Below are 13,477 nucleotides of genomic sequence, written 5' to 3' on the forward strand. Positions count from 1 at the left end.
AGCTTTTGCTCAGGTTGCTTTTAGGCAGGATATGGGATACTGACTATAGAAAATGTCTGTATCGAATCGAACCCGGGAGGAAAGAGCCCATGCGCCAGTTAAAAGGAATCAAAATTCTGCTCGTAGACGACGAGCCTCATATTTTGGAATTTTTAGAATTAGGCCTGACGAATGAAGGCTTTGAGGTGATGACTGCAACGGATGGACTTTCTGCCATCACCACTTGCAATAAATTTCAGCCGCATATCGCGATTTTGGATGTGATGATGCCGGGAATGGACGGATTCGAAGTCTGCCGTATGATCAAAAAAACGGAAAATGTCGCCGTCATCATGCTGACAGCCAAGGACGAAATCGATGACCGGGTAAAGGGACTTACCATCGGCGCGGACGATTATATGGTCAAACCGTTCAGCTTTGAAGAGCTGCTTGCCCGCATTTATGCGCGGATACGCAATCATTTTCCAAACCTGTTCGGCGAGGTTGTGATTGGACCGCTTCGTATGGATGACCGGCGCAAAGAGATTAGCTTGCATGATAAAGTGCTGGAGCTATCCCCAACCGAGTATGAACTGCTCAAATTTATGGCGATTAATCATGGACTTGTGCTTAGTAAATCGATGATTCTCGATAAAGTTTGGGGCTATGATTTTGGAGGCGAAGAGAACATCGTGGAGGTGTACATCCGGTCGCTGCGCGATAAGCTGAACGATAAGGAACATAAGCTCATTCGCACAATTCGCGGGGCTGGATACCGGATGGATTTGACATGAAGAGGAAGGGCCGCTTTGCCGATCTCTTTGTGACTGGCTCTCTGAAATTTCAACTGCTTTCTAGAACCTTACTGGTGCTTTCCGCGCTGCTGCTGCTCATTGGTGTGTTTCAGTATGTAGTTATGCAGCGGTTCATGTATCAAAACAAAGCGGAGACGATCCGCAATCAGCTTGCTGCGCTGCCCCCGAATATGCTGCGTTTGGGCATGGGAGCTGGAGATGGGCAAAGTCCCGTGTTTCCCTCAAACCGTGATAACCGTCCTGGTTTTACGGGTGAGCAAGAGCGGATTTTCGTATCGGAATTATCGATTGCTTTTATTGATGACAAAGGAAATTATAAACTGATTTCTTCACCTTTTGAGCAGCCAACTCCTCAACTAAGCCAAGAGGAATATCTGAGTCTTCTGGCAAAGAAAAAGATGAAGCTGGAGCATCGCATCATCAAAGATGAAAGCGGCAATGATCAGCTAGTGGTCTTTCATCAGATTGGCGGAGAGCCTGAACGATCCCGTGGCGGCCCCGGCGGGCCGGGTTTTCAGGGCATTATTCAAGCCAGCACCAGTGTTGCACCGATTCGGGATGTGCTGGTGCAGCAGCTGCTGACCTTTATTTTTCTATCTTTGTTAGCGATGGTGTTTGGTCTTCTGGGCTTCCTTCCCGTCTTACGCCGAACGCTGGTTCCGCTCTCCAACATGGTGGATACGGTCAAGCAGATTGATGCAGGTAACCTGAACGAACGGTTCCCCGCACATCAAGGACAGTTGGAAATGGATCGTCTGGCCGCCTCATTTAATGGGATGCTAGAACGGTTGGAGGTGTCTTTTGAGGCGGAAAAGGAAGCGAAGGAGCGGATGCGCCGTTTTGCAGCAGATGCTTCGCATGAGCTTCGCACACCGCTTACATCCATACACGGCTTCCTAGAGGTGTTGCTTCGTGGAGCGTATCAGCAGCCGGAGCCTTTGCTGAAAGCATTGAAGAGCATGCATGGGGAATCCGTGAGAATTAACAAACTTGTCGAGGACCTCCTTTTGCTGGCGCGGCTTGACCGTTCACCCTCTTTTCAGAAGACGGAAGGAGTGCTTGATGAGATGCTGCATGAGATGGAGCCCCAGCTTCGTCTACTGGCAGGAGACAGGAAAGTTACTTTCCACCTAGCGCCCCAGACCCGATGTCTGTATGATCCGGATAAAATCAAGCAGGTTGTGCTTAACCTGTTCCATAATGCCGTTCAGCATACGAACCCGTTGACCGGGCAGGTCGGGCTGACGCTGGCGCAAACGCTAACTGGCGTGGAAATTGCGATCCATGACAATGGGGAGGGCATTGCCCCTGAGCATCTTCCTCGTCTGTTTGACCGGTTTTACCGCATCGATACCTCGCGTGCAAGACGGAGCGGCGGCGCCGGACTGGGCTTATCGATTACGCATTCGATTGTCCAGCTCCACGGCGGATTGATTGAAGTGCATAGTATCGTGGGAGAGGGAACCACCTTTAAGGTGATTCTTCCTGGAGTGAAATGAAGATATACCTACCCTGGCGGGATGCCGGGGTGGGTTTTTTTGTGTTTTGGGGGAGTGAGCCCCGCCCTCCGATGGTAGACACTCTTCTTACGGACTCAGAAGCCGTTAGACTGCCAAACTCAGCTAGTTTTGAAGAGCTATCGGACTGATTTGCTGATATCTATCAGCAAATAGAGTTATCTCAGTCCGTTAGCCCACAGAAGTAAGTTGGCGTTGGCGGTCGTAGTAATCCGAACCCCGCCCAAAGCCGCTCAATAGTTAAAGTACCATGAACCCCACCTAAAGCCGCTAACTAGTTAAAGTGCCATGAACCCCGCCCAAAGCCGCTAACTAGTTAAAGTGCCATAAACCCACCCAAGCCGCTAACTAGTTAAAGTACGATGAACCCCGCCAATAGCTCACCAGTCAGTCTTCCCTAGCACTCACTCCCCGTAACCCCCATTCCCCGAACTGAGACAATACCCCCAACCCCCGCGCTTGAAACAAAGGGAACTATAGGGTCTTAATCGAGCAAAATTGGCTCACTCCAGTCTTTTGGGGAACTACAGGGCGTTATTTACCCTCAAAAGCTTACAAACAAGCTGAAAAGGCCAAAATAGCGAACCCTAGTTCCCTTGACTGGCGAAAACACGGATTCTACGCAGAATAGCGACCTGTAGTTCCCCTCCACTGGAGCCTATCCAAGCACTTGCCCCCAAATGAGAACAAGGCATAAGGCTTCCTTTTTCAGCCAATTCTCAGTAACCTCTCAACCAACCTTCAGTTTATACTCAGATCCAATTCAGGTTAGGCATCTATACTTGGTTTTGTAAGGAACAAACAAAAAAATGAAAGAAAAGGTGGAACAAACGATGAAAACTATCTCCAGAAAAATTCTTACAGGTTCATTGATCGCTTCTTTTGTACTTGGTGTCGGTTTTGTTGGAGCCCTACATAATCAAGCATTCGCTGCTACAACAACAAGCTCTTCCGCGAGCGACATGACTCATAAAGCAGGTCCAGGCAAGGGAGGAAGAGATTTCGGAGATCGCGGAGGCTTCCGCGGTGGGAATGTGTTGAAAGAAACAGCAACGATCCTAGGTGTTGAGGAAAGCGCTGTGCAAGAGGCATTGAAAGCAGGCAAAACATTGGCCGCATTCGCAGAAGAGAAGGGCTTGACGAAAGCCGATTACCTGCAAAAACTGGTCGCAGCAGAGACGACATCGATTACAGCTCAGGTAACGGCTGGTAAACTGACGCAAGAGCAAGCAGACAAGATTGTGACGGGTCTCTCGGACCAATTGACGAAGCAAATCGATGGAACAGGGTTCAAAGGTGGCTTCCAAGGAGGGTTCCCAGGCGGCGACCGCGGCGGAAAAGGGCATGGCGGCGACAAACTTCTTGAGCAAACCGCAATGATTCTGAGCGTTGAGCCAAGCGCTGTGCAGGAAGCTTTAAAGGCTGGCAAAACTTTATCAGCGTTCGCAGTTGAAAAAGGCCTAACGGAAGCAGACTTCGTGGCGAAGCTAGTCGCTGCTGAAACAACGGCGGTCAACGCTGATGTTACGGCTGGCAAGCTGACACAAGAGCAAGCGGATAAAATGCTTTCGGATCTATCCGACCGTATTACGAAACAAGTGCAAAGCACTCGTCCTGAGGGCGGCCCTGAAGGCAGAGGCGGCGATCACCGCGGTCCTGGCGGATTTGGTCCCGGATTGTTCGGCAACCCTGAAGCGGTGACACAAATTCTGGGCATGACCCAAGAAGAGCTGAGAACGGAATTGGAAGCAGGGAAATCCCTTGCTGACGTGGCTTCTGCCAAAGGCATCAGCGAAGATGATCTGATCAGCAAAATCAAAGACAGCATGACGGATAGCATCAAAAAGCAAGTCGAGCAAAAAGGCTTCGGTCCTAAAAGCAAGCCTTCCAAAGATGAAGCAACTCCGACTCCAGCAACAACGAACTAAATAGAATAATAAGCCGCACTCCTTCCCTGTCGACACGGGGCAAAGGAGTGCGGCTTTTTTTATTTCACGTCGTAGCCTTTGGCGATGGAAGGCTCAATCCAGCGCTTCGTCGTATGCTCACGCCGCATGATAACCACGCGGTCCTTGTAGACGTCCACAATGAGACTCTGGCTGACGCCAATCGTCTCCGGTTCGTTCTGAGCGCTCCATACCTCTCGGATGGAGGCGCTGGAAGCGGCCAGAAACTTCAGCTGCTTGACTTGGTTGGTCGTCTCCAGGTTCCAGTGGGTATGGCCACTGAACAGAATAACGTTCGGGTGCGCATCGAGCAGCGCCCGCAGTTCCTGGTGCTGGACGACGCCCAGCTCCCGATCCGTTCCATCCAGCGTCTGCGGCAGCGGCTGATGAAGGAACACGAACACGGGCTTGCCGGCATCCGCCGTGCCCGCGACCGTAAGCCTGTCGCGCAGCCAGGCGAGCTGCTCGGCCGAGAGGAACGCATCCTCTTTGTAGGATGCGTTCACGTCACGATACGCTTCCCCGCTAAGGAAGAGGAAGCGGTAGCCCTCCACGATAAGCTCGTGATACGGCTTATCGTAGCCCCATACGCGGTCGAATAACGCGACCGCTTGCTTGCTGGACCAGGCTGGATTCATCTTCGATGTATCCATGCCACCCTCCGGCGTACGCCATACGCCGTAGTAGTCGTGGTTGCCCATGGTCGCGTGCACAGGGGCATGCGGCTGGCTGCTGAGCAGCCCCGTCAAGCTGCGATAGTCGCCCTCGCTGCCGCCCGTCAGGTCGCCGTTGAGAACGAGCAGCTTGCTCTCCGGGCGCAGCTTGTGGTGATCGGCTAGCGCGCGGGTAAGCAGCAGCTGGGACACATTATCCGTGGTCATGATATGAGTATCACTAAGCACGGAGAAGGAAAACAACGGGGTTCCCTGCAGGGCAGAAGGAGCCTCGTTTGTTCTGTTTCCGGCATGCTGGCTCCCAGCGTTCTGCACCTCTTGTACCATTGATTCTGCACGATAGGTGGTAACTGACGTTGATATAAGCATCAGGGCAACGAAGGCTAGACGTATTTTAGATAAAATCATAGGCTGATTTACCTTTCATGGGAGTAGTGGATGACGGTTTGCTCTAGTGGTATTCCCAGTTTGGAGGGGATTTATGTTTGAAGGAGTGCCCAAATTACACGTTGCCTGTTGACAATTAAGTCCTTTGGTTGTATGGTTAATTACATTAGTAACTAACCAATGTGGTGGTGAGGAAATGGATTTGACGATGGATGACAGCCGCCCGATTTTCGTACAGATCGCGGAACGAATTGAAGATGACATTATTGAGGCAAGAATGCCGGAGGAATCGCAGGTACCTTCTACGAATCAATTCGCAGCTTTTTATCAAATTAATCCGGCGACCGCGGCGAAAGGTGTTAATTTGTTGGTGGACCAAGGCATTTTGTATAAGAAACGCGGGATTGGCATGTTTGTAGCGGAGGGAGCGCGAACGAAGCTGATGGAGAAGAGAAAAGAATTATTTTATGAACAGTTTGTCGTGGCGATGGTGAAAGAAGCTGAAAAGCTAGGTATAACGGTGGAACAGCTAACTGAAATGGTGCGAAGAGGAGGAAAAGTGTGATGACCAACATCGTGGAAGTAAACGGGCTGACGAAGTCCTATGGGAACGTAACAGCAGTTGATCATGTTAGCTTCAAGGTAGAGGCGAACAAAATCTATGGTTTACTAGGCAGAAACGGTGCTGGGAAAACAACGATCATGCATATCCTTTCAGCCCAGCAATTTGCAACCAGCGGCGAGTTGAAGGTATTCGGCGAAGCCCCCTATGAAAATAACCGTGTTTTGAATCAAATCTGCTTCATTAAGGAAAGCCAGAAATATCCGGAGAGCTATCGTGTCGCAGATGTGATGGAGATTGCCAAAACGCTTTATCCAGATTGGGACGATGCGTATGCCAAGTCGCTAATGGAAGATTTTCGGTTGCCGCTGAAAAGAAGAGTAAAGAAGTTGTCCAGAGGGATGCTTTCCTCTGTTGGCATTGTGGTTGGGTTGGCCAGCCGTGCGCCGCTTACGATATTTGATGAGCCGTATTTAGGTTTGGATGCCGTGGCTAGAGCCTTATTCTACGATCGCCTGCTGGAGGATTATGCGGAGTATCCACGAACGGTGATTCTTTCTACGCATTTGATTGATGAAGTAAGCCGTCTGCTTGAGCATATCTTGGTGATTGACGACGGTAAGCTGATTCTCGATGAAGAAGCGGATGCGCTGCGCGGCCGTGCTTGCACAGTATCGGGTTTGGCTACGGCGGTAGAGGCGTTCTCAAGAGGCAAGGAAGTGCTCGAACGTCAGTCCATTGGTGCTGCTGCAACGGCTACAATCCTGGGGGCTTTAACTGATCGTGAACGGAAAGAAGCAGAGTCGCTGGGGCTGGAGTTCGCGCCGGTATCCCTGCAGCAGCTCATTGTGCATCTGACACGTACACCACTTGTGGGAAAGGGGTCTGAGCGGGTATGAATCGAGTAAATAACGTCATTAAGCTTCATATGAGGAATAAAATGTCGTGGTTATTAGTCCCATGGATGATTCTTGGATTGAACTTTGTTATCAGCTTTATCATTTCGCTGTCCCTGAGCTCGGAAGAGACTATGAATACTGGTGGCCTGGTCTCCATATTTATTTACACATTAGTTTCAGGCGCCGTGACCCTCAAGGACACATTCCCATTTGCTCTGGGACTCAGCATCCGAAGAAAGGATTATTTCGTTGGAACAGCTCTAACAACTTTCCTCTACAGTGTCTGTACAGCGGCGCTGCTGGTAATTTTGGCATTAATTGAAGAAGGCACGGGTGGATGGGGGGTGCGTTTGCATATTTTCAAAGTCGCTTTTTTGGGAGATCTCTCTCCCATCGCGGTTTTCGGTATCTATTTGATTCTCCTGCTGCAAATGTACTTTCTCGGTTTTGTTATTTCCAGCATTCATAGACGTTTCGGAGCGTTAGGCCTGATAATCTTCTTCGTGTTAACGCTTCTAATAGGTACTGGGGGATCTATGTTACTATCCCAGTTTGGACTGTGGGGAAGTATTTCCTCCTGGATCGTCCATCATTATCTAGCGTTATTTTGGTGGATGGTACCTTTGCTTGCTGTTTATTTACTAGCCGCGTATGGCTTGTTGCGCAGGGCAGCAGCTTAATAGTGAATAAGAAATGAACCCGGGAATTGTTCCCGGGTTCATTTTGCGTTATACCACATTATTGGTATTCGTATCGATGAGATCCGGATCACTCGTGTTGGCACTGCCGTTAAGAACATTCTGCACACTTCCAAAGCTATCCCCGGGGGAAAATGAGTTGGCGCCCGCATAAATCTTGGAATTACTCGATAGCCGTATTAAGGCGGTATCACCAAACTGGACATTCGAACCCGAGTTCACACTTAGAATTTTGACACCGCCATAGACCACTGAAGGCATTGGTTCGGCCCCCTTCCCAATCACTTCTTATTGTATGTACACGGCAGCCTATCTGCTACCGCATATTTCCGGTCAGAACAGAGGTCTTAGAAGCGCCCCGACTAAGGTCTAGTATCAAATACCGTCCTCGGTCCGTTTTGGAAAGGCTCAATTTTACCTAGAATAAAGACATGAACAAGAGCACAGCACATGACGAAAGGCGGTGACGAAATCATGAAAAGAAATACAGGCTTAGCCGCTCTGCTAATCGCATTCGGCGCACTGATTCTGCTTAACAAGCTGGGACTTCACTTGGGACCTTTTATTGGCTCATTGATGGGATACCTGATTCCGATTGGCATGGTCGGCCTAGGATATATTGGCATTAAGAACGGCAATAAATTCGGTTGGCTTATCGCAGGGATCGGCGGTATCATCCTGGTTGGCAAATTAGCTGGCTGGATCATTATTCTTCTGGCGATTGGATTGATTGGTTACGGAGTTTCGATGTTGACAAGAAGAACCGTGTAAATAGGATGGAAAAACAGAGTGGAAAAGGTGGTATGAGAGATGAGCCTTTTGAGGCGTATGAGAGACATTACCGTAGCATCCCTGAATGAACATTTGGAACGGTCCGAAGATCCGGTTCGCTTGATCGACCAATACTTAGCTGCTCAGCGCGAACAGCTTCAGCAATCCGAGAGGCTGTACCAGCAATGCGTTACCCACGCAGCTTCGCTAAGGCAGCAATATCTGACGGCGTTAGAAACCAAAGAGAAGCGCGAGCAGCAAGCGCTCCTGGCTTTGAAGGCCGGCGAAGAACATATGGCACGTATCGTGCTTCAAGAGAAGCTGCAAGCTGAGGAGAAAAGCGAGCAGTATCGCGAATTGTATGAGCAAGCTAAGCAATCCATCCTAGACTTGGATGAAGAGCTGCAGCAGCTCAAAGCAGATTACAAAGAAGTGGCAGATAAACGCAGCTACTACCTGGCACGAATGGAATCCGCTCGCTTGCAGCAAAGATTGCATGCTCGCAGCAGTGTGTCGCAAGATGCGTCACCACGGATGTTCGGCCGCTTGGAAGAGCGCGTATCCGATATGGAGCTTCATGCAAGAACGCTCCGAGATGTACGACGTATGGGCCGCGAAAGCTACTACGGAGCGGGAAATCCGGCTGTAGACGCTGAATTGGAAGCACTGCGGAGTAGGCTGAATCAGGAGGGAGCAAACGATCATGAGCAAAATATACCGCTCACGAAGAGATAAAAAAGTAACCGGACTTTGCGGCGGACTTGCCGAAGCTATGAACGTTGATGCTACGCTGTTAAGACTGCTAGTGGTCATTACGACTTTTTTCACAGGTGGAACGGTCATTTTCATCTACTTTATCGCCGCTATTGTGATCCCGAAGGAGCCTGGTTACGACCATCCACCTTTTGATCCTTATGCTGGCTCGTATTCCCGTCCTCCGTACAACGGCGGTTGGAACACGGCGGCTCATAAGCCGCACCCAAGTCACGTGCCGCCGCATCATGCAGGCTATAACGCATCTTACGAGGCAAGCAAAACCAACAACATCGATGAAATGATGAAAGATATTGAGAAGAAAGCTTTGCAAAGAGAAGTGGAAGAATTGAGAGCCAAAGTTGCTCGTTTTGAACAACAACCAATTGATATTAAAAAAGGAGACGTGTAAACCATGGGAGTATTTACAAGAATGAAGGATATGACAAAAGCATCAATTCACGAGGTATTGGATAAAATTGAGGATCCGATCGTCATGTTGAATCAGTATCTGCGCGACATGGAGCAAGAAATTGCGCAAGCTGAAGTAACAGTTGCTAGACAAATTGCAAGTGAGCGTAAATTGAAACAGCGCCTTGAGGAGTCCGTTCGTCTTGTAGCTGATCGTGAAGCGAAAGCTTCCACAGCGATCAAAAACGGTCAAGAAGGCATCGCTCGTCAAGCGGTTGAAGAAAAATTGTACCACGAAGATAAAATTGTCGAGTACACCGATCTATATGCTTCTGCCAAAGCGCATGCAGATGAGCTGACGCAACAGCTTCATGAAATGAAAGATGAGTTCTACAAAATGCGCAACAAGCGCAACGAGCTTGTATCCCGCGCTCAGCTTGCCAAAGCGAAAAGACAAATGGCGCAGGTTTCCTACAACGGCGTAATCGAGAGCGGCAGCGCATCCCGTGGCTTCCAACGCATGGAAGAGAAAATCATTCAATTGGAAGTCGAAGCGGAAATCGCTCGCAAGCCCTATGTGCCGGCTGGTACTGTAGGCAGCTACACACCTGTTGATGTTGCGAAGCAAGCAAAGGTTGATGAGCAAATGAACCTGCTGAAAGAGAAATTAAACGGTAACGCTGCTGAGTAAGCGGTTGGTTAGGAAGGGACTATTCTTAGGTAGAAATTTTACCTGAGGGTAGTCTTTTTTGTAATTCAATTATTTATTTACAAAAAAAGTTATTTAATATATATTAAAGTCATAAATTTTTACCTAGGGAAAAACTTTAGAGTTAATATCAAAAACATTCCCTTGGGAAACTTTTTTTGAGGAGGTGATCGCAGCAGTTTTAGTCCGTTTCGCTTTGATTACAGAGGTCAAAACACGTAATTTGGAGGGGTTATGATGATGAATTGGTTACGAAACAGCGTGACAGCTGCAGGGCTTTTGACTATGCTTCGTCTGTTTGTAGGGTGGAAATTTCTCGCGTCTGGATGGGGGAAATTGTCCGGCGACAAGCCATTTGATGCTTCTGGATTTATGAAAGGAGCGATTGCCAAATCAGTTGGAGAAAAACCCGTTGTGCAGCAATGGTTCGGTGACTTCCTGCAAGGTTTTGCTCTGCCTAATGCAGATGTCTTTAATTTCCTAGTCCAGTGGGGCGAGTTTCTAGTCGGTATTGGCTTGATCACAGGAACGCTAACAACATTCGCAGCTTTCATGGGGATTTTCATGAACTTTAATTTTTTGTTTGCCGGAGCGATCAGCAATAATCCTAATTTAATCTTGATTCAATTTTTTATCTTGGCTGCCGGTATGAATGCAGGTCGATTCGGTGGGGATTATTGGGTTATCCCTTGGGTTAGGAAGTATTTCTTTGCACTATTTCGAAAAGAGAAAACTTCCATTCAAGCTCCAATTTAAAAACAACTTGCGAGTAAAGCGCATGGACATGAAAGTTTATTTTTCATGTTCATGCGTTTTATATTTTTGTAGTCAAATAAAAGGGAGACGAGGGCGTTCCTGTCGGATTTCCCGGGAAATATTGGATTTAATGTCGAAAGCGAGGATAGCCATACTAAAATAACGCAGGAAACGCACGAAGAGGGGGAACATCAATGGGGGATCAGATACGGCGAACAGGTGTTTATTTAATAGGATTAATGATTGGTGCCAATTTAACAGGGTGTGGGACCGAACAAATACATACGGAGCAAGCAGCACAAGTACCTAAACAGTTGTCGGGAACAATAGCGAGTGACGTATCGGAGGGGAGTCCTCCTCCGTCATCGGGTGAAATAGAAATAACAGTTGTGGAGACGAGACACTTTTATACAGGACCTCCACATAAGCCGACTCCTGCAGCTAATAAAATCGCCTATTTGACCTTCGATGACGGTCCGTCAAACAGTACAAGGAAGATTTTACATATTTTAAAAACCTTTGGGGTAACAGCAACTTTCTTCGTCATAGGCACAGAAACGAGCGAAGGCAAATCGCTTTATAAAGAAATTGTTGCAGATGGGCACTCACTTGGAAATCATACCTATTCGCACGACTATAACCGTATTTATAAATCACCTGAAGCCTTCATGAAGGATGTGCGCAAGTTGGATCAGCTTCTGGAAGAGACGGTCGGCTATCGTCCTGATATTCTAAGGTTTCCGGGAGGCTCGAACAATCATTTGAGCCGTAGGTCCGGAGGCTGGGGAGTTATGAGTAAGGTGGCGGCTGAGGTAAAGGAGCAAGGCTATCAGTATTTTGACTGGAACGTTAGCTCAACGGACGCAGCCGCACCCGTGCAGGATAGAGACATGATTATCGACTCTGTGCTGAGCGCAAGCAAAGGGAAGAAGAGTATCATCGTACTGATGCACGATAACACGTATAAGACAACAACTGTAGAGGCGCTGCCTGTCGTGATCCGAAAGCTGAAAGCTGCCGGCTTCCGTTTTGACAAATTGCAGAAATCTTCCTTCACATTTCAGTTCTTGGAGCCTTGATAGTTGCACTTCTCGTCTCCTCTCGTTACGATGGAAGTAGTTGAGAGAGAGGATGGCGCAAATGATGCCAGATGTCATTCAGCTCGGGCCGCTGCAACTGCAAGGGAAACTGGCAGCGTTGCTGCTGGCTGGTGCTTTGGGCTTATGGTTGATTCGAAGAGCAGCGCGGCATTCAGGCAGTCGGGATGATAGCCATCGTACAAAAGCGCTAGATGATATCGTTTTTGTTGGTGCAATCATTGTCCTACTCACATGGAAGCTTGGCGTTATCTTTACACAGCCCTCATTGCTTTGGACAAGTCCTTTGAAACTTCTTATGATTGTAGGCTCTAGCACAGAAATAGTGATTGGACTGCTCTTGGCCCTCGTTTATATGTACGTTCAAATACGAAGACAGCGTATACCGCTGTACGTTTTTCTAGATATATTCGTTACTGGCTTGACTGCTGCCGTGTTTGTATATTGCGCGCTAGTCCCGGCATACGGATTGCCGACCTCATGGCCATGGGGCATCGGTATCGAAGGCACAATTTCCCGTTTTCATCCTTATCACGCCTATGTTTCACTGCTGCTTGTGCCGCTGCTTATTTGGCAGATCGGGTACGAGGGGCGCCGGAATCGCTTTGGGAGCGGGATGTTACTGAAATACTCGCTGATGTACGGTGGCGCGGCAGGAATGTTAGCTAGTTTTTTTGCCGCTGCTAAGCCAGAACTGTTCTATTTAAGCTTGGCACAGCTTATCTTTCTTTTCATGCTCGTGGTTGGAATGCTTCTACCTGCTTTGGCACATAATACTGGCAGAAGGGAGCTGAGTTTAATGAGTCAAAATGATTCCAAAACCCAAATTCAACAAGAGCAGCAAAACAAAGAACGCGAGAAGTCATCAGGCGCAGGTAAAGAGGGCTATGTGGACAAAAAACTGGACGGACCCAACCGGCCATCGACATGAGTAAGGAACCAAAGAAGGCAGCCAAAACCGATCAGGACCAAAGCAATCTCGATCCTTTCGAGATCGATTTCCTTCCGCAATTCGAGCAGGGACGCGGTCCGCGTGAGGCGTTCGTGAACGAACACGGTGTCGTCATCGGGGATCACGAGTACGAATCTGACAACTCCCCGCTAGAGCAGTGGACGGCTGAGACCGATCCCGAAGTCATGGCAGGAGATGATTGGGTTCATCCGTATAAGGACATTGGCTTTCAAAGCGCCGAGAACCGCCAATTATTCGAAGAAGGCATCTTACCGCAAAGCGGAATTTTTACGCATCCGGACAAAGATGTTTCCTATGAGCCGGGAGAGGCTTCTAGTACGAAGAAGAAGGATGAGGCATAGACACGGGCCGAATTTTCATACATCAGAGAGACCTGCCGATCTTATTCGGGAGGTTTTTTTTTAGGTGCGCAGCGACTTGCGGGCAAGCAAGTAACGGCTAATTTTAGCGGTGATGGCAATAATAAAGCTATTGATATGTATGCCGATTATGAAGGAACAGAAGCCGAGCTAGGAATCTTCTGGTATTAT

Annotated in this window: 16 protein-coding genes; 14 read left to right on the plus strand and 2 right to left on the minus strand. The window is 48.6% G+C overall.

From position 1 onward, the window contains the following. Nucleotides 1–89: 89 nt before the first annotated feature. The 3 genes from AC58UW_RS17740 (at nucleotide 90) to AC58UW_RS17750 (ending at nucleotide 4,239) form a co-directional block, all read left to right on the plus strand. Nucleotides 90–773, plus strand: coding sequence for a response regulator transcription factor (locus AC58UW_RS17740; protein WP_167052859.1), 684 nt, complete (start codon nucleotides 90–92; stop codon nucleotides 771–773). Further along, entirely contained in the window at nucleotides 770–2,293 is a 1,524-nt protein-coding gene (locus tag AC58UW_RS17745) for a sensor histidine kinase (RefSeq protein WP_497421944.1), read from the plus strand. The genes AC58UW_RS17740 and AC58UW_RS17745 overlap by 4 nt, the downstream gene beginning before the upstream one ends. A gap of 851 nt (nucleotides 2,294–3,144) precedes the next feature. Next, a complete protein-coding gene (locus AC58UW_RS17750; RefSeq protein ID WP_497421945.1) occupies nucleotides 3,145–4,239 on the plus strand; it encodes a hypothetical protein in 1,095 nt (364 codons plus the stop codon). Between the two features lie 59 nt (nucleotides 4,240–4,298). On the opposite strand, the gene AC58UW_RS17755 is transcribed toward AC58UW_RS17750, so the two are convergent. Continuing rightward, on the minus strand, nucleotides 4,299–5,339 hold the full coding sequence (locus AC58UW_RS17755) for a metallophosphoesterase family protein (protein ID WP_497421946.1): 1,041 nt from the start codon (nucleotides 5,337–5,339) through the stop codon (nucleotides 4,299–4,301). Nucleotides 5,340–5,514: 175 nt separating this feature from the next. Here AC58UW_RS17755 and AC58UW_RS17760 point away from each other — a divergent pair, with 175 nt between their 5' ends. The 3 genes from AC58UW_RS17760 to AC58UW_RS17770 are packed head-to-tail and all read left to right on the plus strand — an operon-like array spanning nucleotide 5,515 to nucleotide 7,459. Beyond that, nucleotides 5,515–5,883 (plus strand): GntR family transcriptional regulator, encoded by a 369-nt coding sequence (locus AC58UW_RS17760; protein WP_497421947.1) that lies wholly within the window; start codon nucleotides 5,515–5,517, stop codon nucleotides 5,881–5,883. Beyond that, complete coding sequence (locus AC58UW_RS17765) at nucleotides 5,883–6,779, plus strand: ABC transporter ATP-binding protein (protein ID WP_497421948.1); 897 nt, start codon at nucleotides 5,883–5,885, stop codon at nucleotides 6,777–6,779. The genes AC58UW_RS17760 and AC58UW_RS17765 overlap by 1 nt, the downstream gene beginning before the upstream one ends. A 41-nt stretch (nucleotides 6,780–6,820) precedes the next feature. Beyond that, nucleotides 6,821–7,459 carry a hypothetical protein gene (locus AC58UW_RS17770; RefSeq protein WP_497421949.1) on the plus strand — a complete coding sequence of 213 codons (639 nt, stop codon included), beginning with the start codon at nucleotides 6,821–6,823 and terminating at the stop codon, nucleotides 7,457–7,459. 48 nt (nucleotides 7,460–7,507) lie between these two features. Here AC58UW_RS17770 and AC58UW_RS17775 read toward each other — a convergent pair whose 3' ends face one another. Beyond that, nucleotides 7,508–7,738: a spore germination protein gene (locus AC58UW_RS17775; RefSeq protein WP_127458720.1), complete on the minus strand. Its 231-nt coding sequence runs from the start codon at nucleotides 7,736–7,738 to the stop codon at nucleotides 7,508–7,510. Between the two features lie 189 nt (nucleotides 7,739–7,927). Between AC58UW_RS17775 and AC58UW_RS17780 the strand changes: the two genes are divergently transcribed. The 8 genes from AC58UW_RS17780 (at nucleotide 7,928) to AC58UW_RS17815 (ending at nucleotide 13,288) form a co-directional block, all read left to right on the plus strand. Continuing rightward, a complete protein-coding gene (locus tag AC58UW_RS17780; RefSeq protein WP_497421950.1) occupies nucleotides 7,928–8,248 on the plus strand; it encodes a LiaF transmembrane domain-containing protein in 321 nt (106 codons plus the stop codon). A gap of 39 nt (nucleotides 8,249–8,287) precedes the next feature. Next, nucleotides 8,288–8,983, plus strand: coding sequence for a PspA/IM30 family protein (locus AC58UW_RS17785; RefSeq protein WP_497421951.1), 696 nt, complete (start codon nucleotides 8,288–8,290; stop codon nucleotides 8,981–8,983). Then, nucleotides 8,952–9,413 carry a PspC domain-containing protein gene (locus tag AC58UW_RS17790; protein WP_497421952.1) on the plus strand — a complete coding sequence of 154 codons (462 nt, stop codon included), beginning with the start codon at nucleotides 8,952–8,954 and terminating at the stop codon, nucleotides 9,411–9,413. The genes AC58UW_RS17785 and AC58UW_RS17790 overlap by 32 nt, the downstream gene beginning before the upstream one ends. 3 nt (nucleotides 9,414–9,416) lie before the next feature. Beyond that, nucleotides 9,417–10,103: a PspA/IM30 family protein gene (locus AC58UW_RS17795; RefSeq protein ID WP_497421953.1), complete on the plus strand. Its 687-nt coding sequence runs from the start codon at nucleotides 9,417–9,419 to the stop codon at nucleotides 10,101–10,103. Nucleotides 10,104–10,355: 252 nt separating this feature from the next. Beyond that, complete coding sequence (locus AC58UW_RS17800) at nucleotides 10,356–10,877, plus strand: DoxX family protein (protein WP_497421954.1); 522 nt, start codon at nucleotides 10,356–10,358, stop codon at nucleotides 10,875–10,877. Nucleotides 10,878–11,071: 194 nt separating this feature from the next. Continuing rightward, nucleotides 11,072–11,956 carry a polysaccharide deacetylase family protein gene (locus AC58UW_RS17805; protein WP_497421955.1) on the plus strand — a complete coding sequence of 295 codons (885 nt, stop codon included), beginning with the start codon at nucleotides 11,072–11,074 and terminating at the stop codon, nucleotides 11,954–11,956. Between the two features lie 64 nt (nucleotides 11,957–12,020). Beyond that, nucleotides 12,021–12,905: a prolipoprotein diacylglyceryl transferase family protein gene (locus AC58UW_RS17810; protein ID WP_497421956.1), complete on the plus strand. Its 885-nt coding sequence runs from the start codon at nucleotides 12,021–12,023 to the stop codon at nucleotides 12,903–12,905. Further along, nucleotides 12,902–13,288 (plus strand): DUF3905 domain-containing protein, encoded by a 387-nt coding sequence (locus AC58UW_RS17815; protein ID WP_497421957.1) that lies wholly within the window; start codon nucleotides 12,902–12,904, stop codon nucleotides 13,286–13,288. Before AC58UW_RS17810 ends, AC58UW_RS17815 begins: the two co-directional genes overlap by 4 nt. Nucleotides 13,289–13,477 lie beyond the last annotated feature (189 nt).

The sequence above is a fragment of the Paenibacillus sp. J22R160 genome (assembly GCF_059692135.1).

What these genes read in the sequence shown, in the direction of transcription:
- AC58UW_RS17740 (WP_167052859.1), top strand. Translation starts at nt 90, where the DNA reads ATGCGCCAGTTAAAAGGAATCAAAATTCTGCTCGTAGACGACGAGCCT.
- AC58UW_RS17745 (WP_497421944.1), top strand. Translation starts at nt 770, where the DNA reads ATGAAGAGGAAGGGCCGCTTTGCCGATCTCTTTGTGACTGGCTCTCTG.
- AC58UW_RS17750 (WP_497421945.1), top strand. Translation starts at nt 3,145, where the DNA reads ATGAAAACTATCTCCAGAAAAATTCTTACAGGTTCATTGATCGCTTCT.
- AC58UW_RS17755 (WP_497421946.1), bottom strand. Translation starts at nt 5,339, where the DNA reads ATGATTTTATCTAAAATACGTCTAGCCTTCGTTGCCCTGATGCTTATA.
- AC58UW_RS17760 (WP_497421947.1), top strand. Translation starts at nt 5,515, where the DNA reads ATGGATTTGACGATGGATGACAGCCGCCCGATTTTCGTACAGATCGCG.
- AC58UW_RS17765 (WP_497421948.1), top strand. Translation starts at nt 5,883, where the DNA reads ATGACCAACATCGTGGAAGTAAACGGGCTGACGAAGTCCTATGGGAAC.
- AC58UW_RS17770 (WP_497421949.1), top strand. Translation starts at nt 6,821, where the DNA reads ATGTCGTGGTTATTAGTCCCATGGATGATTCTTGGATTGAACTTTGTT.
- AC58UW_RS17775 (WP_127458720.1), bottom strand. Translation starts at nt 7,738, where the DNA reads ATGCCTTCAGTGGTCTATGGCGGTGTCAAAATTCTAAGTGTGAACTCG.
- AC58UW_RS17780 (WP_497421950.1), top strand. Translation starts at nt 7,928, where the DNA reads ATGACGAAAGGCGGTGACGAAATCATGAAAAGAAATACAGGCTTAGCC.
- AC58UW_RS17785 (WP_497421951.1), top strand. Translation starts at nt 8,288, where the DNA reads ATGAGCCTTTTGAGGCGTATGAGAGACATTACCGTAGCATCCCTGAAT.
- AC58UW_RS17790 (WP_497421952.1), top strand. Translation starts at nt 8,952, where the DNA reads ATGAGCAAAATATACCGCTCACGAAGAGATAAAAAAGTAACCGGACTT.
- AC58UW_RS17795 (WP_497421953.1), top strand. Translation starts at nt 9,417, where the DNA reads ATGGGAGTATTTACAAGAATGAAGGATATGACAAAAGCATCAATTCAC.
- AC58UW_RS17800 (WP_497421954.1), top strand. Translation starts at nt 10,356, where the DNA reads ATGATGATGAATTGGTTACGAAACAGCGTGACAGCTGCAGGGCTTTTG.
- AC58UW_RS17805 (WP_497421955.1), top strand. Translation starts at nt 11,072, where the DNA reads ATGGGGGATCAGATACGGCGAACAGGTGTTTATTTAATAGGATTAATG.
- AC58UW_RS17810 (WP_497421956.1), top strand. Translation starts at nt 12,021, where the DNA reads ATGCCAGATGTCATTCAGCTCGGGCCGCTGCAACTGCAAGGGAAACTG.
- AC58UW_RS17815 (WP_497421957.1), top strand. Translation starts at nt 12,902, where the DNA reads ATGAGTAAGGAACCAAAGAAGGCAGCCAAAACCGATCAGGACCAAAGC.